Annotated in this window: 25 protein-coding genes, 1 other RNA gene and 1 CRISPR repeat array; of the genes, 15 read left to right on the top strand and 11 right to left on the bottom strand. The window is 58.6% G+C overall.

Translation table 11 applies throughout. The features are described from left to right. Window positions 1-82 precede the first annotated feature (82 nt). The 10 genes from casA to AACV31_RS13700 all read left to right on the top strand — a co-directional run bounded on the left by casA (window position 83) and on the right by AACV31_RS13700 (window position 8,332). Window positions 83-1,645: a type I-E CRISPR-associated protein Cse1/CasA gene (casA, locus tag AACV31_RS13655; protein ID WP_165153183.1), complete on the top strand. Its 1,563-nt coding sequence runs from the start codon at window positions 83-85 to the stop codon at window positions 1,643-1,645. Continuing rightward, the gene (gene casB / locus AACV31_RS13660; RefSeq protein ID WP_165153185.1) at window positions 1,646-2,251 is read left to right on the top strand and encodes a type I-E CRISPR-associated protein Cse2/CasB; all 606 of its coding nucleotides are present in this window, start codon (window positions 1,646-1,648) and stop codon (window positions 2,249-2,251) included. It begins immediately after the preceding gene. 11 nt (window positions 2,252-2,262) lie between these two features. Continuing rightward, window positions 2,263-3,336: a type I-E CRISPR-associated protein Cas7/Cse4/CasC gene (gene cas7e / locus AACV31_RS13665; protein WP_165153187.1), complete on the top strand. Its 1,074-nt coding sequence runs from the start codon at window positions 2,263-2,265 to the stop codon at window positions 3,334-3,336. A 9-nt stretch (window positions 3,337-3,345) separates the two neighbouring features. Beyond that, window positions 3,346-4,095, top strand: coding sequence for a type I-E CRISPR-associated protein Cas5/CasD (gene cas5e, locus AACV31_RS13670; protein WP_165153189.1), 750 nt, complete (start codon window positions 3,346-3,348; stop codon window positions 4,093-4,095). Next, complete coding sequence (cas6e, locus tag AACV31_RS13675) at window positions 4,077-4,727, top strand: type I-E CRISPR-associated protein Cas6/Cse3/CasE (protein ID WP_165153191.1); 651 nt, start codon at window positions 4,077-4,079, stop codon at window positions 4,725-4,727. Before cas5e ends, cas6e begins: the two co-directional genes overlap by 19 nt. Further along, window positions 4,724-5,641 carry a type I-E CRISPR-associated endonuclease Cas1e gene (cas1e, locus tag AACV31_RS13680; protein ID WP_165153193.1) on the top strand — a complete coding sequence of 306 codons (918 nt, stop codon included), beginning with the start codon at window positions 4,724-4,726 and terminating at the stop codon, window positions 5,639-5,641. Before cas6e ends, cas1e begins: the two co-directional genes overlap by 4 nt. Further along, on the top strand, window positions 5,641-5,934 hold the full coding sequence (gene cas2e / locus AACV31_RS13685; RefSeq protein ID WP_165153195.1) for a type I-E CRISPR-associated endoribonuclease Cas2e: 294 nt from the start codon (window positions 5,641-5,643) through the stop codon (window positions 5,932-5,934). Before cas1e ends, cas2e begins: the two co-directional genes overlap by 1 nt. Window positions 5,935-6,030: 96 nt before the next feature. Further along, window positions 6,031-6,791: direct repeats of the CRISPR family, unit length 29 nt; unit sequence GTGTTCCCCGCGCGAGCGGGGATAAACCG. A 670-nt stretch (window positions 6,792-7,461) separates the two neighbouring features. After that, an RNA gene (gene ffs, locus AACV31_RS13690) (signal recognition particle sRNA small type) lies at window positions 7,462-7,558 on the top strand. A gap of 301 nt (window positions 7,559-7,859) precedes the next feature. Beyond that, window positions 7,860-8,114, top strand: coding sequence for a hypothetical protein (locus tag AACV31_RS13695; protein WP_007766869.1), 255 nt, complete (start codon window positions 7,860-7,862; stop codon window positions 8,112-8,114). Continuing rightward, window positions 8,111-8,332: a hypothetical protein gene (locus AACV31_RS13700; protein ID WP_007766873.1), complete on the top strand. Its 222-nt coding sequence runs from the start codon at window positions 8,111-8,113 to the stop codon at window positions 8,330-8,332. The genes AACV31_RS13695 and AACV31_RS13700 overlap by 4 nt, the downstream gene beginning before the upstream one ends. A gap of 207 nt (window positions 8,333-8,539) precedes the next feature. On the opposite strand, the gene yczR is transcribed toward AACV31_RS13700, so the two are convergent. Continuing rightward, window positions 8,540-9,961: a MocR-like transcription factor YczR gene (gene yczR, locus AACV31_RS13705; RefSeq protein WP_165153197.1), complete on the bottom strand. Its 1,422-nt coding sequence runs from the start codon at window positions 9,959-9,961 to the stop codon at window positions 8,540-8,542. 86 nt (window positions 9,962-10,047) lie between these two features. Between yczR and yczE the strand changes: the two genes are divergently transcribed. Continuing rightward, window positions 10,048-10,665, top strand: coding sequence for a membrane protein YczE (gene yczE / locus AACV31_RS13710; RefSeq protein ID WP_161589208.1), 618 nt, complete (start codon window positions 10,048-10,050; stop codon window positions 10,663-10,665). A 55-nt stretch (window positions 10,666-10,720) separates the two neighbouring features. After that, window positions 10,721-11,548 (top strand): GNAT family N-acetyltransferase, encoded by an 828-nt coding sequence (locus tag AACV31_RS13715; protein ID WP_075198209.1) that lies wholly within the window; start codon window positions 10,721-10,723, stop codon window positions 11,546-11,548. Here AACV31_RS13715 and AACV31_RS13720 read toward each other — a convergent pair. From AACV31_RS13720 to AACV31_RS13740, 5 genes are all read right to left on the bottom strand, one after another. Then, window positions 11,541-13,097, bottom strand: a complete 1,557-nt coding sequence (locus AACV31_RS13720) for an EAL domain-containing protein (RefSeq protein ID WP_165153199.1) — start codon at window positions 13,095-13,097, stop codon at window positions 11,541-11,543. The genes AACV31_RS13715 and AACV31_RS13720 overlap by 8 nt on opposite strands. Window positions 13,098-13,254: 157 nt before the next feature. Next, window positions 13,255-13,914 (bottom strand): methionine ABC transporter permease, encoded by a 660-nt coding sequence (locus AACV31_RS13725; protein WP_165153563.1) that lies wholly within the window; start codon window positions 13,912-13,914, stop codon window positions 13,255-13,257. Continuing rightward, entirely contained in the window at window positions 13,911-14,702 is a 792-nt protein-coding gene (locus AACV31_RS13730) for a methionine ABC transporter ATP-binding protein (protein WP_165153201.1), read from the bottom strand. The genes AACV31_RS13725 and AACV31_RS13730 overlap by 4 nt, the downstream gene beginning before the upstream one ends. After that, window positions 14,699-15,502, bottom strand: a complete 804-nt coding sequence (locus AACV31_RS13735; protein WP_165153203.1) for a MetQ/NlpA family ABC transporter substrate-binding protein — start codon at window positions 15,500-15,502, stop codon at window positions 14,699-14,701. The genes AACV31_RS13730 and AACV31_RS13735 overlap by 4 nt, the downstream gene beginning before the upstream one ends. Window positions 15,503-15,523: 21 nt before the next feature. Next, window positions 15,524-16,561: an isopenicillin N synthase family dioxygenase gene (locus tag AACV31_RS13740; RefSeq protein WP_165153205.1), complete on the bottom strand. Its 1,038-nt coding sequence runs from the start codon at window positions 16,559-16,561 to the stop codon at window positions 15,524-15,526. Window positions 16,562-16,919: 358 nt separating this feature from the next. On the opposite strand from AACV31_RS13740, the gene AACV31_RS13745 reads away from it, so the two are divergent. From AACV31_RS13745 to ykgO, 3 genes are all read left to right on the top strand, one after another. Continuing rightward, window positions 16,920-18,821 (top strand): methyl-accepting chemotaxis protein, encoded by a 1,902-nt coding sequence (locus AACV31_RS13745; protein WP_165153207.1) that lies wholly within the window; start codon window positions 16,920-16,922, stop codon window positions 18,819-18,821. A 138-nt stretch (window positions 18,822-18,959) separates the two neighbouring features. Continuing rightward, on the top strand, window positions 18,960-19,220 hold the full coding sequence (locus AACV31_RS13750; protein ID WP_038864295.1) for a type B 50S ribosomal protein L31: 261 nt from the start codon (window positions 18,960-18,962) through the stop codon (window positions 19,218-19,220). 3 nt (window positions 19,221-19,223) lie between these two features. Further along, entirely contained in the window at window positions 19,224-19,364 is a 141-nt protein-coding gene (gene ykgO, locus AACV31_RS13755) for a type B 50S ribosomal protein L36 (protein ID WP_007767176.1), read from the top strand. A 29-nt stretch (window positions 19,365-19,393) separates the two neighbouring features. On the opposite strand, the gene AACV31_RS13760 is transcribed toward ykgO, so the two are convergent. From AACV31_RS13760 to acrB, 5 genes are all read right to left on the bottom strand, one after another. Further along, on the bottom strand, window positions 19,394-19,903 hold the full coding sequence (locus AACV31_RS13760) for a YlaC family protein (protein ID WP_105539148.1): 510 nt from the start codon (window positions 19,901-19,903) through the stop codon (window positions 19,394-19,396). Between the two features lie 119 nt (window positions 19,904-20,022). Beyond that, on the bottom strand, window positions 20,023-20,574 hold the full coding sequence (maa, locus tag AACV31_RS13765; protein ID WP_012815579.1) for a maltose O-acetyltransferase: 552 nt from the start codon (window positions 20,572-20,574) through the stop codon (window positions 20,023-20,025). A 208-nt stretch (window positions 20,575-20,782) separates the two neighbouring features. Further along, window positions 20,783-21,001, bottom strand: a complete 219-nt coding sequence (locus AACV31_RS13770; RefSeq protein ID WP_007713751.1) for an HHA domain-containing protein — start codon at window positions 20,999-21,001, stop codon at window positions 20,783-20,785. Between the two features lie 26 nt (window positions 21,002-21,027). Next, window positions 21,028-21,402 (bottom strand): Hha toxicity modulator TomB, encoded by a 375-nt coding sequence (gene tomB, locus AACV31_RS13775; protein WP_007706157.1) that lies wholly within the window; start codon window positions 21,400-21,402, stop codon window positions 21,028-21,030. Between the two features lie 463 nt (window positions 21,403-21,865). After that, window positions 21,866-25,015 (bottom strand): multidrug efflux RND transporter permease subunit AcrB, encoded by a 3,150-nt coding sequence (acrB, locus tag AACV31_RS13780; protein WP_165153209.1) that lies wholly within the window; start codon window positions 25,013-25,015, stop codon window positions 21,866-21,868. Window positions 25,016-25,022: the final 7 nt, after the last annotated feature.

The raw sequence follows: 25,022 nt of genomic DNA on the forward strand, positions 1-25,022 counted from the left end.
TATTAATTGCTGTTATCCATTAGTTAAACCTTTAAAGGACGTATGCCTGCGGGATATCTGCCAGGCAAGGGAGGGATATGTTTTGAGCTCATTAATCACCACAAAATGGCTCCCGGTTATTTACCGCGACGGCTCCCGCGGGAAAATTTCGCCGCTGGATCTGGCCGATGAAAACATTCTGGATCTGCTTTTGCCGCGTCCGGATTTTCAGGGCGCCGCCTGGCAGTTTCTGCTCGGGCTGTTGCAAACGGCGCTCGCCCCGAAAGACGCCGAAGGCTGGGAGGATATCTGGGAAGACGGCTTAACGGCTGACGCTATCCGCAATGCCCTGGCGCCGCTGGAGAAACTGTTTGAATTTGGGCCGGATACACCCTCGTTTATGCAGGATTTCGAGCCGCTTGAGGGCGAAAGCGTCGCGCTGGCGCTGCTGCTGCCGGAAACGCCGGGCGCCCAGACGTTAAAGCTCAATAAAGATCATTTTATTAAGCGCGGCACTACCGAAAAACTCTGCCCGCACTGCGCGGCGCTGGCGCTCTTTTCGCTGCAGCTAAACGCGCCTGCAGGCGGTAAAGGTTATCGCACCGGGCTACGCGGCGGCGGGCCGATGACCACGCTGTTGGAGTTACACCGTTATCAGGACGAGGCCCCGCCGCTGTGGCGCAGGCTGTGGCTCAACGTATTGCCGCAGCGCGAGGGCCGCCTGCCGCGCCCGCCCAGCTACGACGCCCGCGTCTTTCCATGGCTGGCGCCGACCCGTACCAGCGAAAAAGCCATCGTAACGCCGGAGCAGGCCGATGCGTTGCAGGCGTACTGGGGAATGCCGCGCCGTATTCGCGTGGATTTCTCCGCCACGCAGCCGGGCACCTGCGATCTCTGCGGCGAGCCGGGCGATGCGCTGCTGACGTCCATGACCGTCAAAAATTATGGCATCAACTATGTGGGCTGGATGCACCCCTTAACCCCGCACCGCATTCCCAAAAAAGAGGGGGGTGAGATGTTTTCGGTGAAAGGCCAGCCGGGCGGCCTGCTGTGGCGCGACTGGCTGGGGCTGATGATGGAAAGTGAAAGCGATAACAACCGGGAACAGCCCGCCCGCATCGTTAAAACCCGCCAGCAAAAACCGTTGCCCGGCGCGCAAACCGGCCTGTGGTGCTTTGGCTACGATTTCGACAACATGAAGGCCCGCTGCTGGTATGAGCATCATCTGCCCTTCCTGCAAATTCCCGAATCACAACAGCCGTTTGTCCGCCAGACTCTGGGCGACGCGGCGCGTGTCGCCAACCTGATGCTCAGTAAATTACGCAGCGCGCTGAAAGAGGCTTGGTTTGGCGAAGGCGCTACCGTGCGCGGCGATTTCAGCTTTATCGATATCGATTTCTGGCAGCAGACGCAATCGCGGTTCCTTGAACTGGTCGAGGCGGTAAAAGCCGACACCACTGGCGATAACCGCGCGCTGCTTAGCGCCTGGAATAGCGACATCTGGCGGTATACGCGCCGCTACTTCGATGACCACGCGCTGACCAATCCGCAGGAACGTACGGAATTCGCAGACATCATGAAAGCCCGCAAAAAGTTTTTCACGCAAGCGAAGACGAAGCCTGCCGCGAAAGGCGCGCGGGCGAAAAAAACGCAGGAGGCAAACTAAGTGAACATCTTATCGCAGACGCACCGTGAGTCTTTACTCAAATGGTATGCGCTGATGAATGAACAGCAGGGACGGCGGTTGCGCGCGAGCCTGCGCCGCAGTCATACGCTGGACGACGTGTGGCTCAGCGAAGGGTTTCGGTCGCTCGCGGTGCGCGTGCCGACGCTGTGGAACGTGGCGGGGCGCGAATGGCGCTTCTGCGCGCTCGGCATCGTCGCGGCGCTGGCCGCCCACGTCAAGACAGTGGATACGCGAGCCTCTTTTGCCGAACAGCTCGGTCACAAAGAAGGCAACCATGCGGTGATGTCTGAACTGCGCTTCCGGCGGCTCAGCCAGGCGCGCACGCAGGAGGAGTTGTTCCGCCAGTTGCGCCGTGCGGTGCAACTGCTCGGCGGCGTGGTCAACCTGCCGGATTTGGCTGAGGGCATTTTCCGCTGGTGTGCAGAAGAAGACGAACGCGAGCGCCGCGCGGCGCACAGGCGTGCCCCGACCGATTACATCCGCGTGCGCTGGGCGCTGGATTATTACATGGCGGGCAACCCCTCAGATGCCCCGGACGCAGAAAACACTGATTTACCGGCCGACACGGCTACCACTCAGGAATAAGGAACATTCACATGACGACGTTTATTCAGCTTCATCTGTTAACCGCTTACCCGGCCGCCAACCTCAACCGCGACGACACCGGGGCGCCGAAAACCGTCACCATCGGCGGCGCGTCGCGCCTGCGTGTCTCTTCGCAAAGCCTCAAGCGCGCCTGGCGCACCTCGGAACTCTTTGAGGCGGCGCTCGGCGGACATATCGGCACCCGTACCGCGCGCATCGGCCGCGAGGCGGCGGAGATCATGCTGGCGGGTGGCGTCGCGCAGGCCAAAGCGATTGAGTGGGGCGGCGCTATCGCAGCCTGTTTCGGCAAAGTGAAAAGCGAAAAAGATAAGAAAAGGCTGGAGAAAGATCCTCTCATCAACACCGAAACCGAACAGCTTGCTCATATCAGCCCGACGGAAAGAGAGGCTGTGCATGCGCTGGCTCGCACGCTGGCGGTGGAGAAACGCGCACCGACGGTGGATGAACTCAATTTCCTGCGCAAAGACGCGATGGCGGTAGATATCGCGCTGTTTGGTCGCATGCTCGCGTCAACGCCGGAGCATAATATCGAAGCCGCCTGTCAGGTCGCTCACGCGTTCGGCGTCGGTGAAACCCTGATGGAAGACGATTTCTTCACGGCAGTGGACGATCTGCGCCAGGCCGCGGCGGAAGACGCGGGCGCCGGACATATCGGCGAGCTCGGTTTCGGCTCGGCGCTCTTTTATACCTACCTGTGCATCGACCGCGATCGCCTGCTGGAAAACCTCAACGGCGACGAACCACTTCTGGCGCAAACGCTGCGGGCGCTGGGTGAGTGCGCGCTGAAAATCTCGCCCACCGGCAAACAAAACAGTTTCGCCTCCCGCGCGTACGCCAGCTGGGCGCTCGCCGAGAAAAGCACGGAACAGCCGCGCTCGCTGGCGGCGGCATTCTGGGAGCCGGTGACCGGTCACGATCAGCTCGAAGAGGCGGTGCGCCGCATCACCACGCTTCGCGACAACATGAATAACGTTTATGGCGGCGACGCGATGCCGTGCGCGATGCTGCATGGCGTTAAAGGGGAAGGTTCCGTCGCGCAACTGCTGGATTTTATCAGCGGATAAGGGGCGACAATGAACCGCTATCTTATTTTCCAGCTGCAGGGGGCGATGGCCTCCTGGGGGGAGATTGCCGTCGGCGAGGTGCGCCATACGCGCGCGCTGCCGGGGCGCTCGGCGCTGCTCGGGCTGCTTGCCGCCGCGCTCGGCATCCGGCGTGACGACGCGGCGTTAAATGCGCTGAATGCGCATTATCAGTTTATCGTCTGCGCCGGGAAATCGAGCGCCTGGGCGCGGGACTACCACACGGTGCAGGTGCCGCGCGAAGCCCGCAAGGCGCGCTATGTCACCCGTAAAGATGAACTGCGCGACGCGCAAATGCTCGAAACGACGCTTTCCCGGCGCGATTACTACGCCGACGGCTACTGGCTCGTCGCCGTCGCGGCGACGCCCGGCGCGCCTTATACGCTTGAAGCTTTACAGACGGCGCTGCGCGCGCCGGTCTTTCCGCTTTACCTTGGCCGAAAAAGTCACCCGCTCGGGCTGCCGCTCTGGCCGCATCTGTGTGAAGGCGAGGCCGCCGTGGTGCTGCGTGAGGCGCAGGCGTGCTACGGCGCGGCATTGAGCGAGCTTAGTCCGGCGCTGAAAGCGCTCGCGCAGTTTCATCCGCACCTCTGGTGGGAGGGGGAGCACGAGGGCCTCACGGCGGATGAGATTCAGATCTGGCGCGATCAGCCGCTCAGCCGTCGGCGCTGGGATTTCGACATCCGGACGGTAAAACAAGGACGACTGACGCAGGAGGCGACATGTATCTCTCAAAAATAACGCTCCCCACCGCCAGGCTTACGCCGGAGCGGCTGATGGAGATGATGGCGCGCGGCGAGTATGTCATGCACCAGTGGCTGTGGGAGCTGTTCCCCGGTGTGGCGCAGCGTCAGTACCTCTATCGGCGCGAGACGCTGCAAAACGGCTTTTGCTTTTATTTGTTATCCGCCAGCGCGCCCGAGCGCACGCATCCGCTGTTTGAGATTCAGACGCGCCCGTTTGCGCCAGCGCTTGATGAAGGCGCTGCGCTGCGTTTTACGCTGCGGGCTAATCCGGTCGTCACCCGCAACGGTAAACGGCACGATGTGCTGATGAACGCCAAACGCGAGGGAAGACCTTTCTCGCAACGCAGTGAAGTGTGGGAGAAGCAGGAGCAGGCGGCGCTGGCGTGGCTCGTCGCGCAGGGCGAGAAAGGCGGCTTTCGTCTCTCGCAGGCTTGCGTCGCGGCATATCGTCAGCAGCAGGTCGTGAAGAAACGCGGCGAGTTGATTCAGTTCAGCACGGTCGATTATGAAGGCGCGCTTATCGTGACCGATCCGGCGCAATTTATGGCGCGGCTTCACGAGGGTTTTGGCAAATGCCGGGCCTTCGGCTGCGGGCTGATGCTCATCAAACCGGGCTACGGGGCATGAGTTTTGTTCCGCTCAATCCGATTCCGCTTAACGATCGCACTTCGATGATTTTCCTCCAGTACGGTCATCTCGACGTACTGGATGGCGCGTTCGTGCTGGTGGATAAAACCGGCGTGCGCACGCATGTGCCGGTGGGCGCTATCGCCTGCATCATGCTGGAGCCGGGCACGCGGGTGTCTCACGCCGCCATCAGGCTGGCGTCGCAGGTCGGTACGCTGCTGGTATGGGTGGGCGAAGCGGGTGTGCGCCTCTATGCCTCCGGGCAGCCGGGCGGCGCGCGGGCTGAGAAGCTGCTTTACCAGGCGAAGCTCGCGCTCGACGAGACGTTGCGCCTGAAGGTGGTGCGCAAAATGTATGAGCTGCGTTTTGGCGAGCCGCCGCCAGCGCGCCGGTCAGTCGAACAGCTGCGCGGGATCGAAGGCGCGCGGGTGCGCCAGACATACGCTCTGCTCGCGAAACGCTACGGCGTGAAATGGCATGGGCGTAGTTACGATCCCAAAGACTGGGAAAAGGGCGATGTGGTGAACCAGTGCATCAGCGCAGCGACCTCCTGTCTATACGGTATCAGCGAGGCGGCGATACTGGCGGCGGGTTACGCGCCCGCCATCGGTTTTATTCACAGCGGCAAGCCGCTCTCGTTTGTTTACGACATTGCGGACATCATCAAATTTGATGCCGTAGTGCCGAAAGCATTTGAGATAGCCGCCCGCCACCCGGAACAGCCGGATCGCGAAGTGCGTCTGGCGTGCCGGGATATTTTTCGTAGCGAAAAGCTGACCGGCAAGCTTATCCCGCTGATTGAGACCGTGCTGGGCGCCGGTGAAATCGAACTGCCGCAGCCCGCGGCAGACATGCTGCCGCCCGCGATACCACAAGCCGATTCGCTGGCGGAAGCCGGTTTCAGGAGCCGCTGATGAGTATGCTGGTGGTCGTGACGGAAAGCGTCCCGCCCAGGCTTCGCGGGCGGCTCGCCATCTGGCTGCTGGAGCTGCGCGCCGGGGTTTACGTGGGGGATGTGTCGCGCCGGGTGCGTGAGATGATCTGGCACCAGATTGCTGAACTGGCGGAAGAGGGCAATGTAGTGATGGCCTGGGCCACCAATAATGAATCCGGCTTCGATTTCCAGACGTACGGCGTTAACCAACGGATTCCGGTGGATTTAGACGGCCTGCGGCTTGTTTCTTTTTTACCGTTGGAAAATCAGTAGGTTAATGGTTCTTTAATAATATGAGATTGTAAATCAAACGTTGGTAGGATGTTGACTGCCAAAAAAGTGTAATAAATACAGAGATGTAGCTTTAGAGTGTTCCCCGCGCGAGCGGGGATAAACCGGCGATTCTGGGGGGGACGCTGACGACACAGGCGTGTTCCCCGCGCGAGCGGGGATAAACCGACAGATCTCGACACTGTAACGACGCCAGGTGAGTGTTCCCCGCGCGAGCGGGGATAAACCGGGGTTCTGCATTTCGTTAAGTGTAATTTCACGGTGTTCCCCGCGCGAGCGGGGATAAACCGCCAGTGCGAAATCATTGTGGCTGTGGTGTTCCGTGTTCCCCGCGCGAGCGGGGATAAACCGCGAGACCAGTCCACTATGGAAAACTCTCGCAAGTGTTCCCCGCGCGAGCGGGGATAAACCGATGATTTCAGGGTGAGCGCCGGTCATCCAGAGGTGTTCCCCGCGCGAGCGGGGATAAACCGCAGCGCCAAATCTCCGACGCCCGCGCATTGCTGTGTTCCCCGCGCGAGCGGGGATAAACCGCAGCTGACGCAAATCCCTCGGCAACACAAACAGTGTTCCCCGCGCGAGCGGGGATAAACCGAACGGGAGCAGAGTGTCGTCGCCGTGGATATGGTGTTCCCCGCGCAAGCGGGGATAAACCGGAGATTTGGGAGGAGATAGAAAAAACCGGCGCGTGTTCCCCGCGCGAGCGGGGATAAACCGATTCTTGAGCGGCGGTGTTGACGTTCTGTGTGGTGTTCCCCGCGTGAGCGGGGATAAACCGAACCCGAAATCGTTGGGCTTCATGCCGATTCAGTGTTCCCCGCGCGAGCGGGGATAAACCTCATCCGTTGAGGCTTCTTTCTGCGCCACCAGCGTGTTCCCTGCTGCGGTGGGTGCGCTTCGCTTACCCACCCTACAGGCGTAGATCTTCATGCCCGGCGGGTGCGCTTCGCTTACCCACCCTACAGGCGTAGATCCTCATGCCCGGCGGGTGCGCTTCGCTTACCCACCCTACAGGCGTAGATCCTCATGCCCGGCGGGTGCGCTTCGCTTATCCACCCTACAGGCGTAGCTCCCCATGTCCGGTTAGTGCGCTTCGCATACCCACCCTACAGGCGTAGCTCCCCATGTCCGGTTAGTGCGATTCGCATACCCACCCTATAGGCGTAGATCCTCATGCCCGGTGGGTGCGCTTCGCTTACCCACCCTACAGGCGTAGATCCTCATGCCCGGCGGGTGCGCTTCGCTTACCCACCCTACAGGCGTAGCTCCCCATGCCCGGCGGGTGCGCTTCGCTTACCCACCCTACAGGCGTAGCTCCCCATGTCCGGTTAGTGCGCTTCGCTTATCCACCCTACGGGCGCGCATTTTCATGCAGCCGTCTTACAAAACCTTCACTACGCCTGCTCCGATTGCGCAATAAACCGGCATCCGGCGCGCGTTGGGTTGCAATCGCCAGGGGCAACAGACATAATGCGCCTGCGCGTTTAACGACGCTCTCAATGGGGGCCCTGTTGGTTCTCCCGCAACGCTACTCTGTTTACCAGGTCAGGTCCGGAAGGAAGCAGCCAAGGCAGATGACGTGTGTGCCGGGATGTAGCTGGCAGGGCCCCCACCCATTTCAGGCTTCTGTGCCGCGACAACCTTCTTCGATTCGCCTGGTTTTAAGCATCTGCTTCTGCGTTTTTCGGCTACTCCCACAGCTATTTATTTCCACGCTCCCGCCAGGATTATTTTATTCTGTATTTTAAAATTAATTATACTGTCATTTATTTGTCATCTTATTGTAATAATCAACAGACCGATATCTCATTTTTAAAACGTCTTTTTATAAGTAAGAGCTTAACGCTGGATCTTAATAATCAATTGAGGTATTAAATAGCTCTCATCTGAAAAGAAAGGAATTTTCTATGACTGCTGCGGTGCTTAACGTAAAAATAAATACGGATCTTAAAGAAAAGCTTCGTCAGTATGCTGAGCAACACAGTGAAACGCTCAGCGCCGCCACAGAAAAACTGCTGCTCAAAGCGTTGATGCTCAATGATGAAGACGATGCGGTGAACAGCGAAGAGATCGACAGTCAGCATACCGAAGAAGAAGATGTATCCCCACTTTCTGTGAAAGAAATCAAAGCGCTACGTAAACTGCTGAAGAAAAGAAAATGAAAGACTCCTCTTTATCTGGCACGGCTTCAACCTACCGGGAAGCCTGTGAGCTGTTGCGTTCAGGTTATGTCAAACATGTCCGTCTGTGCTGGGATGTTGGCAGCGATGAGTTTTTTCGCATCGCGTCAGACTGGTGCGACGCGGGCGCAAAAATAAAAAAAGAGGGCGATGCGTTTGTCATTTCCCTGAAAGGTTTTCCGGTTCCGCGTCAGCATTAATTTCCGTCTGCTGAAGGCGTCATGAATATATCATCCGCGTGACACGGCGCTGTTACAAAGCGCCGTCATTATCGTTCGCATAATAAAATGATACGCCTCACCATCTCAAATTATGTGCAGTCATGGATGACCGTTTTTTATGGCGAGCCGGAAGGCTCGTCATCTGTTTTTTTCTCTTCTTTCAGACTCACCTTAATCGCCGCACTGTCACACCAGCCCACGGGCGAGTGGCGCGCGCGTCTCCATTAACTGCTGCCAGAGCGGCTGCAACCGGCCAAACGCCTCTTCCAGCTGTTCCGTTTCAAGCGTAAACGGCATCCGCAGAAAGCGTTCGAAAGCGCCATCCACGCCAAAGCGGTTGCCCGGCCCAAGATGAATGCCGAGCCCTTCGGCGCTGGCCGCGAATCGCGTCGCCAGCGGGCGAGGCAGCTCGACCCAGAACGATAACCCGCCTTGCGGCAAGGTCGCGCGCCACTGCGGAAAATAGCGCTGCATGGCGTCAAGACACGCATCGCGGCGCGCTTTTAACGCGGCGCGACGCGGCGGCAGAAAGTGCGGCGACGCCTCGATAAGCGTGGCGACGGCAAGCTGTTCCAGCATCGGCGAGCCGAGATCGAGCGTATCACGCATCTGAATCAGCGAGGCGATAGTGCGCGCGCTGGCGCGTATCCAGCCGAGCCGCAACCCGCCCCAGAAGCTTTTACCTGCGGACCCGAGCGTGATGACTCCCTCCTGTGCATCGAACGCCGCGAGCGGCGGCGGCGGGGCGTCTTCATACCAGAGATCGACCATGGTTTCGTCGATGACCAGCGTCGTGCGGCTGGCTGTAGCTGCGGCCGCAACGCGCTCACGGGTCGCGGCGTCCATACAGTAGCCGGTGGGGTTGTGGTAATCGGGAATGAGGTACGCGAGGCGAGGCGACGTCTGGGCAAAGGTGGCCGCCAGCCCGTCCGGGTCCCAGCCCTGGCCCGCCAGCGATACCGGCACCGGGCGGCATGACGCTCCGCGGATGGCGGCGAGGGCGAGCGGGTACGTTGGATTATCGACCACCACCCGGTCGCCGGGGCCGGTCAGCAGCCGCAGAACCAGCGCAAAACCGCTCACCGCGCCGTTGACCAGCATCACCTGATCGGGAGTGGTGGGCAGGCCACGCGCGCCGTAGCGGGCGGCGATGATTTCACGCAGGCGCAGCAGTCCCTGCGGATCGTAGCCGGTATGGCCGAGATAGTCCGGTAGCTGCGCCACGGCGCGCTGGCAGGCTGCTAACACTTCCGGCCCCGCGCTCAGCGCGGCGGTGGAGAGATCAAGCGCGCCGCCGCTGCCGGTCAGCGTGGGGACCGAGGCGCTGGCGGGCAGGGCGATCGCGGAGCCTGCGCCGTGGCGGCTTACCAGAAAGCCTTCATCACGCAGTAGCCCCAGCGCGCTCGCCACCGTCGTGCGGCTGACGCCCAGCGCGCCGGCCAGCTCACGTTCGCCCGGCAGACGGCTCGCGAGCGGCAGGCGTCCATCCATAATGATGAGGCGCAATGCCTGCGCCAGCTGACGATAGACCGGCAGGCGGGAGTGCTCCTGCTGCCAGCGGCCAAGCAGGCGCAGCAGCGACGCGGTGCCGGTGCGACGAGGTGTCATAAGCAGTCCACTTTGTTAAAACTGGACCTTAATCTTACGGCCACTGGCCTTAAAGTAGAAGCCAGATTATGGGTGAGGAAAAAAATATGTGGCGTCGTTTAGTTCAGTTATATGTCGGGCTTGCGCTGTATGGCGTATCGACCGCAATGTTTGTCCGGGCCAATCTCGGCACCGATCCGTGGAATGTATTTCACGTCGGTCTGGTGCGGCTGCTGTCGCTTAATCTCGGCATGGTAATAATCGGCGTCGGCGCGCTGGTGCTGCTCTTGTGGGTGCCGCTGCGCCAGAAGCCAGGCCTTGGCACAATCAGTAACGTCATTATGATTGGGCTGGCGGCAGATGCGGCGCTGGCCGTGCTGCCTGCGCCGTCCTCGCTCGCGCTGCGCAGCGGGCTGCTTGCCGCGGCTGTCGTGCTGAATGCGCTGGCGACTGGCATGTATATCGGCGCGGGGTTTGGCGCCGGGCCGCGCGATGGTCTGATGACCGGTATTAACGCCCGTACCGGCTGGTCGGTGCGCAGTGTGCGAACGGCGATTGAAGTTTCCGTCCTGCTGGCGGGCTGGGCGATGGGCGGCACACTGGGAATTGGCACGGTGGTGTATGCGCTGGCTATCGGGCCGCTTATTCAGCTCTGCCTGCCGTGGTTTCAGACGCGGCGCGTAAAGCCTGACGCGCTGGCCGTCGCGGCGGCGGAAAAAGGGTGAGTCGCCTTTTGCCGTGCTGCGTTATGCTGAGCGTTTCCGCTGATGAGGAATTGCCATGTCGAACCCTGCAACGTTACGCGCGCGGCCCGCGATCCACTGGAGCTGCGACGCGCTGGCCGCGATGCTGTGCCGCTGTTTTGATGGCTATCTGGTGCCGTTCCAGCTGGACGGCGCGGCATTCGCTTATCGCTTCGGCGCGGAGAATGTTTGCCTGAACGCCAGCCGCGTCTGGCTTGAGGGCGAGAATGTCGTCGCGCTGGCGCTTATCGCCCGGCGCGGCTGGCGCAGTCGTCTGGCGGCGTTCGCCATTCATCCTGACTGGCGCGGAAAAGGCGTGGGTAAAACGCTGATGATGCAGTTGCTGGACGAAGCCCACGAGCGCGGCGAGAAAAGCATGACGCTTGAGGTGATTATCGGTAATGACGCCGGTCAGGCGCTGTATGAGCGCGTAGGGTTTACGTGCGAGAAAACGCTGGTCGGTTTTCAGGCTCATAGCCCGGCGGCGTTTGTGAATACCCAGGCGCTGATCCCCTGCGATCCCGGCGACGTGGCGCAGCGCATGGTCGCGCAGGCGGAAGCACTCGCGTGGCTGATGGCGCCGGAAACGGCGCAGGCGCTGCCAGGCGTTGGGTTTTCACTGGATAATCAGGCGTTCGCTATTGTGGCGACCGGTTTTGCCCAGCCGCAACTGCGCGCGCTGTGGGTGGCGCCGCAGGCGCGGCGTGAAGGGCGCGCCCGACAGTTACTGTCGCTGCTGCATGAGCGCTTTGCGGGGTTAACAACGCCAGTGGCGGTCGATAATCGCCTGGCGCCGCTCTTTGAGCAGAGCGGGTTTCGCATTCAGCCGGTGCGTCAGTATGAGATGCGGCATTCGCTTACGTAACGCCGTGCGCGTTGCACCAGGCGATAAACACCTCGGCGGGCAGCGCTTTGCTGTAGAGCCAGCCCTGGGCGTATTGCACGCCATGCTCGCGCAGCCACAGCGCCTGGCTCTCGTTCTCCACCCCTTCGGCCACCATCTCAAGCCGCAGCGTTTTCGCCATTTCGATAATGTGCGGCGTAACGGTTTTGTACTCCAGCGCATCGACAAATGATTTATCGATTTTCAGGATATCGACATCCAGATCTTCCAGATAACTCAGGCTGGAGTAGCCAGTGCCGAAGTCATCGATGTAAATCTTATGGCCCGCCGCGCGCAGGCGCGCAATAACCGGGCCGCTGAGCGCCGGGTCCGCGAAGCCGCGCTCGGTGATTTCCAGCGCCAGCTGGTGTGGGGCGACGCCGTGCTGCGCCAGGGCCTGGCTGAACATATCGACAAAGTGCGGATCATGCAGATCGAAGGCTGAAATATTAATGGAGATGTGCTGCTGCGGATGCGCGCGCAGCCAGTCGCCGAGATCGGTCAGCACGTTATGCACAATGCGGCGCGTCAGCGGGCCGATAAGCCCGGTCTGTTCGGCAAGCGGAATAAAGATATCCGGCGTTAACATGCTGCCGTCTGGCTGAGGCCAGCGGATCAGCGCCTCTGCGCCGGTGGGGCGTCCATCCGCCAGCCGGATAATCGGCTGGTAGTGCATCACCAGTTCATTGTTTTTAATGCCGTCCTGCAGGCGATAGCGCGGCGACTGCAAACGCCTTAACAGGCGCAGCAGCCAGAACGCTATCGCGATGCTGAAAAGAATTCCCGCTGGCATCCAGATAAGCTGAAGCTTGCGGATTTCCGCCGTCTGCGGCGCCTGGGACGCCCAGGCCACCACGGCAATCCCGGCGCGCGGCTCGCGGTGTATCAGATAGATATTACCGGCATATTCGATTTTACTGGCGCCGCTTTCACGGGCCATTTCCCAGACGGTTTTATCAAAGGGGCCGCTACTGGTCAGCACCCGGTTACGCGGCAGCCCGATGATGGCCGTGTTAATGGGCCAGGCGCTGAAGGGGATGAGATCGATAAACGAGCTGGGATCGATAAGCACCATGTGCGGCCCATGGGCAATCATCACCATCGGTATCGACAGCCCTATATCGTTTTGCGTGCTGTACCAGATATCGTAATTGTCGCTGTTGATCCATGTCGGCGGCGGTAGCGATCTTGAGGTGCTGCGGCCCACCAGCGATGAACACAGAGGCGTATTGTCCTTCAGATAAACCACTTCCTGGACATGGCGAAACACAAATGAGGTACGCCGCATCGCCTGTAAATGCGCATCGCTGCATGGTTCGCCGGTGAAGCTATTGATTTTGCCGAGCGCGGCTTTCGCCTGCTGCAAGATTTCATTGGTGCGGATCAGCGTGCGTTCGGTATAGGCGTCCAGCTCCATCATAAAATGCTGTTCCGCCTGGTGCCGGGCGAGCCAGAAACTGAACGCGACAGGCAGCAAAACGCTGAGTAACAGCACGCCTGTTACTATTTTGATCAGTTTTGCGATAGTCACGATGGCTGCCTGCCCTGATGTAGAAAAAAGTGCCGGAGTACTTCTAGCGTAGTGGGGGATAATGGCTTTTGCGACGGCACGCCGCATTGATTTTGCTTAGGGTTAAGGCAAAAAAGAACGGGCGCAGCATTAACGACTGCACCGTAACGAGGGAATGTCAGCGCCAGTGCGCGAGACGCCGCACCAGTTGGTCGCCGAGCGTCTGTACGCCCTGCACCAGCGCCACCAGAATCAGCACCGTGGTGGCCATCACTTCATTATTAAAACGCTGATAACCGTAACGGATAGCTAAATCGCCAAGCCCGCCGCCGCCGATGACCCCGGCCATAGAAGAAAAGCCTATCAGCATCACCACCGTGAGCGTCACGCCTGCCAGCAGCGCGGGCAGCGCCTCCGGCAGCAGCGCTTTGCTTATCACATGCCAGGCGTTGCCGCCCATCGAGACGATCGCCTCGGCGCGCCCATGATCGACTTCATCCAGCGCGTTTTCCACTACGCGGGCGAAAAAGGGAAACGCCCCGATCGTAATCGGCACCACGGCGGCCGTACTGCCAAGCGTGGTGCCGATGATAAGGCGCGTCAGCGGGATTAGCGCAATCAGCAGCACGATAAAGGGCAGCGAACGTCCGATGTTAATCACGCCGCCCAGCACGCTGTTGAGCCGCGGCTGCGGGAGTACGCCGTCGCGCCGGGTGATAAACAGCACCACGCCGACCGGCAGGCCGATAAGCACCGTAAAAAACGCCGCCAGGCCGACCATATAGAGCGTCTCCAGCGTGCCCTGCGCCAGCAGCGGCCAGAGATCCTCAAAGCTCATGCCACGTCGCACCATATTCTCTCCTCCACGCCGTGACGGCGTAAAAACGCCTGCCAGGCGGCGTTATCGCGCACGAGCGTCTGACGCAGCACCGACCAGGGCGCGGTTAACAGATCCGCGAGCCTGCCGCTCTCCACCAGACGTCCGTCCTCCAGCAGCGCCGCGTGATCGCAGATGGCTTTGACCACCTCAAGCTCATGCGTAATCAGCACGATAGTCAGCCCCAGCTGGCGGTTGATATCGGCAAGCAGCGCGAGGATAGAGGCGGTCGTCTCCGGGTCGAGCGCGCTGGTGGCTTCATCGCACAGCAGCACGTCGGGGCGCGCGGCCAGCGCGCGGGCGATACCCACGCGCTGTTTCTGCCCGCCGGAAAGACGCGAGGGAAAGGCGTCGGCTTTATCCGTAAGCCCCACCAGATCCAGCAGCTCCGCCACCCGCAGGCGGCGCTCCGCGCGGGAGACGCCCGCGATTTCCAGCGGTACCGCCACGTTGTCCGCCACTGTGCGCGCGTGGAGCAGGTTAAAGTGCTGAAACACCATCGCGGTGCGCTGCCGGTGCTGGCGCAGCGCGCGGTCATCAAGGCGGGTAATATCCGTGCCGTTCATCAGGATACGGCCTGTTGTTGGCCGCTCCAGCAGATTAAGACAGCGCAGCAGCGTGCTTTTGCCCGCGCCGCTGCGTCCCAGGATCCCGTACACCGCGCCCTGAGGAATGGCGAGCGAGACGTCGTCCAGCGCCGGGCGGCCCTCTCCGGCGTAAGTTTTGCTCAGCCCGTCAAGCGTTATCATGACTGCGGTGCCGCGACCGGGATCACCGAGCCGTTGTAATGCTGGCGAATAAATTCCGCGACCTGCGGCGACTGTAAATCTTTCGCCAGCGCTTTGATGCGCGGATCGCTTGCCAGCGCTGGGGTAGTTACCAGCAGGTTGGCGTAAGGGTTATGGTCGGCGCGCTCCAGCCCCAGCGCATCTTTCGCAGGCGTCAGGCCCGCTTCCAGCGCGTAGTTGCCATTGATCACCGCCAGATCGACATCATCGAGCGAGCGCGGGATTTGCGGCGATTCGATTTCGAGGATCTTCAGCTTTTTCGGGTTATCGCGAATATCTTTCGGCGTGGCGAGGCTGCTCGCCGGATCGCTAAAGCCCGCCTTCAGCGTAATCAGCCCCTGGTTTTGCAGCAGGAACAGCGCGCGGCTCAGGTTAGTGACGTTATTGGGCACCGCCACCGTGGCGCCTTCCGGCACCGCTTTCAGATCTTTATATTTCCGCGAATAGATGCCAAGCGGCTCGACATGCACCGTGGCGGCGACCGCAAAGGTCTTGCCGAGCGCTTTTTCCTGATCCTTCAGGTAGGGCAGGTGCTGGAAATAGTTGGCGTCAACGTCGCCGTTCGCCAGCAGTTCGTTAGCGTTAACGCCGCTGGTCAGTTCCACGACGTTAAGATCGAGCTTCGGATCGAGCTTTTTAATGTAGTTAAGGATTTCGGCGTGCGGCACCGGATCGGCGGCGATACGCAACGGCTCGGCGGCCTGTAAACCCGCGGAAATCAGCAGCGCCAGCCCGGCCAGCGTCATAGTGGTTTTCTTCATTTTGCTTTCCTTAGTAAGGGATCAGGCGATCAGCTCGTGGCTTTCGCGCAGCACGTCGCGGTAGTAACGTTCGGCGACATCAGGGTGCGAGCGCAGGCGGCCTTTTAAGTAGTTCCAGCCGACATCGCGCAACAGCGGATTGCGCGGATCGCTTTGCGGGCCATGCGCCTCGCGCGCCAGCGCCGGCGGCAGCGGGTAGACCGGCACCACGCCGTCCAGCCGCGCGCCGAGGAAAAAGGCGATGGAGAGACGTTCTTTATCCGCGGGCGGCGACACGACGCGATGCACCGTGGCGCGCAGGTAACCGTTGGTGGCAAGCTCCAGCAGTTCGCCGATGTTTACCACAAAGCTGCCCGGCAGAGGGGCGGCGTCAATCCACTCATCCGGTGTGACTTCCACCTGCAAGCCTTTTTGCTGATCCTGCAACAGGAAGCTTAAGAAACCAGAATCCTTATGCGCGCCTACGCCCTGATTACTGCCGGTGCTCTGCTGGCCGGGATAGCGGATGAGCTTGATGTGTTCGTTGGGCTGCTCGCCGTAGAGCGTGTCGAAGGCGTCTGGCGAGAGTTGCAGAGCTTCGGCGAAGGCGCGCAGCAGACGCAGCGCCATCTGCGCCATATCGCGCTGAAAACGCAGCAGCGTTGGCCTGAGCGACGGCTGCGCGGCGGGCCAGAGGTTCGGCCCCTGTAACCGCCGCCACGAGGGCGCGTTTGCGGAAAGCGCCAGCGCCGGGCGCTCGGCGCCGATATCAAACTGCTCGCGCCAGTCCGGCTTGCCGCGCGTCAGTTCCGCCGCCGCGCGGTTATAGCCGCGAAAATGCGGCGAGTGGATCATCGCCACCTGCGCTTTCTCGTCGTCCGGCAGCGCAAAGAACTGTCGCGCTTCGCGCTGGACATCCTCCAGCAGTCGGGTGTCGACGCCGTGATTCACGATATAGAAAAAGCCAATATCACGTGCGGCGTAGCGCAGATGATCGAGAAACGCGGCGCGGTCAGCCGGGCCTGCGTTGAGTCTCGCGAGATCGAGAATCGGCAGGGTAGAGGGTAATGTTGTGCTCATGGAACGCTCCGTTAGCAAAGAAAAATCACAGTCGGTTATCTGCAAACAGACCGGCACAACAACAGCGCTGGCGCATGGGGGCTCTCCTTTCTTTGATGCCATAACATCACCCTGCCTGAAAGACGCCCGCGCGCCCAATATCGTTCTTTTCTGATTTATAACCTCCTGGGGTAAAAAGGATTTCTGCTTGGCGCATAAGTAATTATTTCAAAATGTTTCATAGAAAAACGGATTTGTTTTATCCGTCAATGAGTTAAATTTTTGTTAATTTTCTAACATGCATTTCGCCTTCAAGTTTACCGCTGCGCTGCCGTTGTCCTGAAAGAAGAACCCTCTGATCCTTTCCAGGTGAATAACAATGCTAAAAACAACGCAAGCCAGGTTTATCTTTTCACTCTGTCTGTTTCTTGCTGCCCTGAGCGGCATTACCGCGCTGGTGATCCACTTTTTCGTGACGCCGGAAATTAAACGCACCGAAACGCGAATTATCCGTTATGAAGTGGATAACGTGGCGTTCAGCATCGTTGAGCAGATGAACCGCGTGCAGGCGCAGATGCGCAGCGTGACGCAGAGCGTCGCGGCGATGCAAAGCGATGACATCGACCGCCTGCTACCGGCGCTGGTGGATCAGTACCAGGACGTCAACGTCTTTGGCGGGGGCATCTGGCCGTTGCCGGAAAAACGCGAGGCGGGGCGCAATAAATTCAGTACTTTCTTTGCGCGCAACGCCAGCAATCAGCTTGAAGTGAACACATACTGGAACTCCGACGCGGCGCCGAATTATTACGAGCAGGTCTGGTATAAAGCGGGCCTGAACGCGCCCGCCAGCCACTGCGCCTGGGCGAACGCCTACCAGGATGACGCGAGCCCGCAGCCGCGCACCAACTGCGCGATGGTGATCACTAAAGATGGCCAGCCGTGGGGTGTGGCGACGATCGACGTGACGCTGGGCTTCTTTAATCAGCTGGCGAAACAGATGAACGACGCCATTTCAGGGCGCGTGCTGATTGTGGAAGCGGACGGCAAAATCGTCGGCGATGCCGATCAGGTGGGCAAAACCGCCAGCCTGAAGAAACTTGCCGATCTGGGCGACGATCCGATGGCGCAGACGGTGCAGAAAGCGCTCAGCACTTTCCGCCCAGGCGAGAAAACCGAGCAGGAGTATGAGCTGGATGGCGATTCGCATACCGTGATGCTGCAATCCATTAAAGGCAGCCCGTGGATTATCGCCGTTGACCTGCCGACCGCGCTGTTAACCGCGCAAACCGATACCATTCTGGCGCGTCTGAGCATGGTGCAGATCCCGATGCTGCTGTTGCTTCTGGGCGTGCTGGTGCTGTTTATCCGCTCGATGATGGGCAAACTCGCCGATCTTAACCGCAATATCAGCCGACTTTCTGCAGGCGGCGCGGATCTGACGCAGCGCCTTGAGCCAACCAGCAGCCCGGAATTCAACGCGATTATCGACAGCTTTAACGGCGTTATCGACTATCTGCAAACCATGCTGCGCCAGGTGAGTGATAGCGCCCGCGCGTTGTCGTCGGCCTCGCAGCAGATCTCGTCCGGCAACCAGGATCTTTCCGCGCGTACCGAAGATCAGGCAAGCTCCATCGAGGAGACGGCCGCATCCATGGAACAGCTCACCAGCACCGTACGTCAGAACGCGGATAACGCCGCACATGCTAACGAACTGGCGCATCAGGCGTCCCAGGTGGCGGAGCGGGGCGGCAATGTGGTGCGCGAAGTGGTCAGCACCATGAGCGCTATCCAGAGTTCGTCCGGCAAAGTGGTGGATATTATCGCGGTGATCGACAGCATCGCCTTCCAGACCAATATTCTGGCGCTGAACGCGGCGGTGGAAGCGGCGCGCGCGGGCGAACAGGGCCGCGGCTTCGCGGTGGTCGCCTCTGAAGTGCGCAGTCTGGCGCAGCGCTCCGCGCAGTCGGCACGCGAAATCAAACAGCTGATCGAAAATTCCGCCAGCAATATTGATGTCGGAACGAAGCTGGTGAATGACGCGGGCGCGACGATGGATGAGCTGCTGAGCGGCGTGCGCAACGTGACCACGCTAATGGGCGAAATCATGTCCTCCAGCCGCGAGCAGAGCGCGGGCATTTCGCAGGTGAACCTGGCGATTAACCAGCTCGACAGCGCGACGCAGCAGAACGCGGCGCTGGTGCAGGAAGTGTCGGCAGCGTCGCACTCCATGACCGAGCAGACGCAGCAGCTCGACCGCGTGGTGGCAGGCTTCCGCCTGTAAGTTATTATTTACTCCTTCAAAGCCGGCGTCTGATGCGCCGGCTTTTTCTTTTTACACGCCCGGTTATGTCAGCCCCTTGCAATTTCTCCAGCGTCGCTTTACGATATTGTTATGTTATAACATATGCAGAGGCGAATGATGAAACCTGATATCCATCCGCATTACCGTACCGTGGTGTTTCATGACACCAGCGCCAATGAATATTTCAAAGTCGGCTCGACTATCAAAACCGAGCGTGAAATCGAACTCGACGGCGAAACGTACCCGTATGTCACCATTGATGTGTCGTCCGCGTCGCACCCGTATTACACCGGGCGCCAGAAGACCATTACCACCGAAGGCAGCGCCGCGCGCTTCCAGCAGCGCTTCGGGCGTTTCTTTAACGATAAAAAGGCGTAAATCATGCAGGTGCTGAATTCGTTACGCAGCGCGAAGGCGCGCCATCCTGACTGTCAGATAGTCAGGCGCAAAGGACGGTTGTATGTGATTTGCAAAACGAATCCGCGGTTTAAAGCGGTGCAGGGAAGGAAAAAAAGACGGTAAGCATCGCCCTCGTAAGAGGGCGATTTTCATTAGTGCGCCTGAGAGGCAGTCGCGGTATTCACCGGCGCGCTGGCAGCGCCCGTGTTTTTATCCAGTGAGTAGATATCGTAAAACGATAATGCTTTCTTACGGGTCAGCATTTTCTCAAGCTGCGCTTTTTGTTCGGCGCTCACACGCGAGGACGCCTGAATTTCTTCTATCAGACTCTCCGGCACGTCGCGGGTGTTATACCACTCGCCGTTATAACAAACGCGTAGATCCAGCACGTCGATATCTTCATAGTGATAGCGCGGATTCACGTCGAAAAAGAAAAAACCGTTTAACAACACAAACAGCACGACCAGCAGCCAGACCGAGCCTGCCAGCGTTTCTGACTGGAGCATGACCGCAAGCGTCGCCAGCCAGCCCAGATACATGGCGATAAACAGGCCCGGGTGCTTACGGATAAAGCTGATGCTAAAGCGCGGACGGTTGTCGCGCTTCTCTTCTTTGTTGAGTCGGTCAATCGTGGCCGTCAGCAGTCGCTGGATTTCAGTCATGCAAAACCTTCAGAATCTGTGTCGCGCAGGCGCGGGAAAGGGCATTTTAAGAGGCCGCCCTGTGCGAAAAAAGTAACAGACGGCCAACAAAAAACCATAACAGTTAACCGAAGCGGCGCTTAAAGACGACGAATGATCCGCGCCGGGTTGCCCGCCACCACGCAGTTCGCCTCTACGGAATGCGTGACCACGGCGCCGGAGCCGACGACCACGTTATCGCCAAGCGTAACGCCCGGGTTAATGATAGCCCGCCCGCCGATCCAGACGTTATCGCCGATGGTCACCGGTTTGGCAAACTCCAGCCCGCTGTTGCGCTCTGTCGGATCCAGCGGATGTGTGGCGGTATAAATATGCACGCCGGGCGCCAGCATGCAGTTAGCGCCGATACGCACCGGGCAGACATCCAGGATAACGCAGTCGAAATTGGCGTAGAAATTCTCGCCCAGGTAGATGTTGTAGCCGTAGTCGCAGCGGAAGGTGGGCTCAATGTAAGCGTTTCCCGCTTCGCCCAGCAGCGACTTCAGGATCGCCTGACGTTGTGCCTTTTCATCCGGCGCGCTGTGGTTATATTCATGCAGCAGATGTCTCGCACGCACGCGATCCTCGCGCAGCTCCGGATCGTTCGGACGGTAAAGCTCACCCGCAATCATCTTGCGTTTCTCTTCGCTCATGGCTGGTTTCGCTCAATTAATGGAAAGTCTGATAGTAGCCATTAAATGCGCCGCTGACTATTCACTGCATTTAAGGGGGAAGATCGCAGGGGGAGGAGCCATGCTAACGGAGGACATATCCGGTGTGGCACGCACAACGCGAATCGCTCGACACTAACATGGCGCCGACATTATCAAAAATGATAATCACATACAGAATAGCGGGAGATTAACGAACGAATTTCCACACAGACGTCGGGATTTTATCGTAAAGCTTATTCATGGTCAGTTCAGCCAGACGATGATCCGCTGCTGAATAAAATACCGCCAGTTCGTTATCGGGCAATTCATATTTATTTTTTTCAATGACACGTTCCAGCGTGTCAATTGTCTGACAGCGTCTCAGTCGCATTAAATAATCGGTTTTGGTTAATGGTTTGGTCGTCATAATACACCTAAGTGATTGTTCTATTTTTAAAAAGACAAGCTCACAGGATTTTCTTTACTGGCGTTAATGAAACACCGAAAAAGCCTGTTTCCGGACTTGCGCCATTTTTGCAAATCTTGCGCATTGATACCGTAATTGCTGAAAAGCATAAAGGTATCGTCCAGATATTCATCCAATTGTTCAATGAGAGCGGTATCATCTTCATGCTTAATTTTATAATTAAGGCCGAAGCTGGCAATATGCTCAATCAGATCGTTCAGTTGCAGGTTAACGGCGGATGTGGGGTCGTTAACCCAGCCATGCTGGTTTTCGCCTAGCGTGGCGAGGCAATCATGATACAGGCTTTCACAAAGAAATTTAAGCTGCGCTATATCATGACGTTTTGGTGAGTATTCGTCCATAACGTATCCCCTTTTTAGCGAAAAATTTTAGTCAACAGCACCGCAGGGGCAGATACACAACCAGTGTCCGGAGGCGTGGCGCTCCATTTTTAATCTACTTTTACTATAAAGCACCCTGAGGATTTTTTCCTGGCACGATTACGAAAAATTACATTTCCGGTGTTAATCGCGCATCAGCGCAGACTCTTTTACGCGAATCAATAAAGACAAGGTACGCAGACGCATTCAGAAAGAAAACTTAAGCTTTAAGTCTTAGTTTTACCTTAGTGTAAAACTTTCATTTATTCGCGCCTGAAGAATATTCTGTAATAAAGTCTTTTTCTGCATCAGATTAATCCCAATAAAATATTTCTAATGAAAAAAAGACGAGCTAAAGGCGGAGATGATGATTTTTTGGGCGGGACGTTAAAAGGCGACGGGCAGAAAAAGGGTAAAAAAAAGGCCGCGTGAGCGGCCTTGTTTATTAGTGATGCTCAACCGGATGGCTGTGCTCAACATCTTCATTCTTACGGCTGAAGCGGCGGCGGACCACCACAAAGAACACCGGAACGAAGAAGATAGCCAGGATGGTGGCGGTCACCATCCCGCCCATGACGCCAGTACCGACGGCGTTCTGCGCGCCGGAACCTGCGCCCGAGCTAATCACCAGCGGCATAACGCCGAGGATAAACGCCAGCGAGGTCATCAGGATAGGACGCAGACGCATACGTACGGCTTCAAGCGTCGCCTCTATCAGGCCTTTACCTTCTTTCTCCATCAGGTCCTTGGCGAATTCCACAATCAATATGGCGTTCTTCGCCGACAGGCCGATGGTAGTCAGCAGACCCACCTGGAAGTAAACGTCGTTGTTAAGCCCGCGCAGCGAGGCTGCCAGCAGCGCGCCGATAACCCCGAGCGGGACCACGAGCATGACCGAGAACGGAATCGACCAGCTCTCATACAGCGCCGCCAGACACAGGAACACCACGATAAGCGAAATCGCGTACAGCGCTGGCGCCTGGTTGCCGGACAGACGTTCCTGATAGGACATGCCCGTCCAGTCGTAGCCGATGCCGGTTGGCAGCTTGCTGGCAAGCTGTTCCATCATCTCCATCGCTTCACCGGTACTCTTACCTTGCACCGCCTGGCCCTGAATCTGCATGGACGGCAGACCGTTATAACGCTCCAGACGCGGTGAACCGTATTCCCAGTGAGAGGTCGAGAAGGCGGAGAACGGCACCATCTGTCCGTCTGAGCCGCGCACGTACCAGTTATTGATATCACCCGGCAGCATACGGTATTGCGCCAGCGACATGACATACACCTTCTTCACGCGACCGCGGTCGATGAAGTCGTTGACGTAGCTGCCGCCCCACGCGGAAGCGAGCGTGGTGTTGATATCGCTGATAGAAACGCCCAGCGCTTGCGCTTTTTCCTGGTCGATATCGATTTTGAACTGCGGCGTATCTTCCAGGCCGTTCGGACGCACCTGCGAGAGGAGATCCGGGTGTTGAGCCGCTTCGCCCAATAGCTGGTTACGGGCCTGCGTCAGCTTGTCATGGCCGAGGTTACCCTGGTCGATAAGCTCGAAGTCAAAGCCGGTCGCCGTACCGAGTTCCACAATCGCGGGCAGGTTAAAGGCGAACACCATCGCGTCTTTAATCTGCGAGAAGCGGGCCATCGCACGGCCGGTAATCGCCGGGACTTTGTTTTCCGCACCTGAACGCTCATCCCAGTTTTTCAGAGAGACGAACGCCAGACCGGTGTTCTGGCCGCGGCCGGAGAAGCCAAAGCCGTTAACGGTAAAGACGGAGTTAACGTTGGCTTTCTCCTGGGTGAGGTAGTAGTTGGTTACCTCATCCAGTACGTTCTGGGTACGCTCCTGCGTCGCGCCAGCCGGCAGCTGCGCCATCGTCAGGAAGACGCCCTGGTCCTCTTCCGGCAGGAACGAGCTCGGCAGACGAATAAACAGGAACGCCATCGCCACGACGATCAGCAGATAGAGCAGCAGATAACGACCGGTGCTGCGCAGAATGTTGCCTACGCTGTCGGTGTAATGGTGCGTGCTCTTGTCGAACATGCGGTTAAACCAGCCGAAGAAGCCTTTCTTGCCTTCGCCGTGATCGCCTTTCGCGACAGGTTTGAGCATGGTGGCGCACAGGGCTGGCGTCAGGATCAACGCCACGATAACGGACAGCACCATCGCGGAAACGATAGTAATGGAGAACTGACGGTAAATCGCACCGGTCGAGCCGCCAAAGAACGCCATCGGGATAAATACGGCCGAGAGCACCAGCGCGATACCGACCAGCGCGCCCTGAATCTGACCCATCGATTTACGGGTCGCTTCTTTGGGCGGCAGGCCTTCTTCGACCATGACGCGCTCAACGTTCTCCACGACCACGATGGCGTCATCCACCAGCAGGCCGATGGCAAGCACCATCCCGAACATCGTGAGGGTGTTTATCGAGTAGCCGAAGGCCGCCAGTATCGCAAAGGTACCGAGCAAGACGACCGGCACCGCGATGGTCGGGATAAGCGTCGCGCGGAAGTTCTGGAGGAAGAGATACATCACCAGGAACACCAGCACGATCGCTTCAACCAGCGTTTTCACCACTTCGAAAATAGAGATTTTTACGAACGGCGTGGTGTCATACGGGTAAACCACTTTCAGACCGCTCGGGAAGAACGGCTCAAGACCGGCAATGGTCTTACGCACGGCTTCTGCGGTATCCAGCGCGTTTGCGCCGGTCGCGAGTTTAATACCCAGACCTGCCGCCGGCTGGCCGTTATAGCGCGCGATAATGTCGTAGTTCTCGCCGCCAAGCTCCACCTTCGCCACGTCTCGCAGCAGCACGCGCGAACCATCCTGATTCACTTTCAGCAGAATTTTGCTGAACTCCTCGGCGGACGTCAGACGAGTCTGCGCGATAATCGAGGCGTTCAGCTGCTGGCCTTTCACCGGCGGCGTACCGCCAAGCTGACCGGCTGCCACCTGGGCGTTCTGCGCTTTAATGGCGCTGATCACATCCACAGGCGTTAACTGGAAGTTGTTCAGTTTGTTCGGGTCGAGCCAGATACGCATCGCGTACTGGGAACCGAAGAGCTGCACGTCGCCAACACCCGTGGTACGGCTGATCGGATCTTTAATGTTCGCGCCCGCGTAGTCCGCGATATCTTCCTGCTTCATCGAGCCATCGGTGTTGATAAGGCCCAACACCATCAGGAACGAGCTGGAGGATTTCTCGACGCTCACGCCTTGCTGCTGCACTTCCTGCGGCAGGAGCGGCATGGCGAGCTGCAGTTTGTTCTGCACCTGCACCTGCGCGATGTCCGCGTCAGTGCCGGATTCGAACGTCAGCGTGATCTGCACGGTCCCCGAGGAGTCGCTGGTGGAGGACATGTACATCAGGCCATCGATACCGTTCATGTTCTGTTCGATAACCTGCGTCACGGTATCCTGCACCGTTTTCGCATCCGCGCCCGGGTAGGTCGCGTTAATCGTCACCGCTGGCGGCGCAATCGACGGATATTGCGCCACGGGCAGTTTCATAATGGACAAGCCACCTGCCAGCATGATGATGATGGCGATCACCCACGCGAAGATGGGGCGATCGATAAAAAACTTAGCCATGTTTTAA

This window comes from Cronobacter sp. EKM101R (assembly GCF_963888145.1).
In the GTDB taxonomy this organism is placed as follows: Bacteria; Pseudomonadota; Gammaproteobacteria; order Enterobacterales; family Enterobacteriaceae; genus Cronobacter; species Cronobacter turicensis.